This is a genomic window from Mesorhizobium sp. M5C.F.Ca.ET.164.01.1.1 (genome assembly GCF_004792125.1).
Classification (GTDB): Bacteria; Pseudomonadota; Alphaproteobacteria; order Rhizobiales; family Rhizobiaceae; genus Mesorhizobium; species Mesorhizobium wenxiniae.
Map to the genome: position 1 here is coordinate 1 of NZ_SRTG01000168.1, position 393 is coordinate 393.

General features: G+C 67.2%; 1 protein-coding gene. It reads left to right on the forward strand.

All coding sequences use genetic code 11. The features are described 5' to 3' along the window. Positions 1-393 (forward strand): branched-chain amino acid ABC transporter permease (locus tag EN807_RS32960; protein ID WP_135937970.1); only part of this gene is annotated, 393 nt, incomplete at both ends.

Here is a 393-nt window from a genome sequence, read left to right on the forward strand (position 1 = left end):
GGCACGCTGCGGCCGCATTACTGGGTTGGGCTCGGCCTGATGGTCGCCACCGCCCTGGCCATCCGCATGCTGATGCGCTCGCGCTACGGCCTGGCGCTGATCGCCGTGCGTGACGATGAGATGGCGGCTTCCGCCAACGGCATCGACACGCTCAAGGTCAAGGTCGCGGCGTTCGCCGGCAGCGCCTTCATCGCCGGCGTCGCCGGCAGCCTCTACACCTTCTACATCTTCCATGTCGGCCCGGACTCTGTGTTCGACCTCGACTGGATGCTCCTGCCGCTCATGATGACCGTGGTCGGCGGCACCGGCACGCTGCTCGGGCCAATCCTCGGCGCGCTGGTGATGTACGCCGTGTTCGACCTCGCACGCATTGTGGTGCCCGACTATCACCCG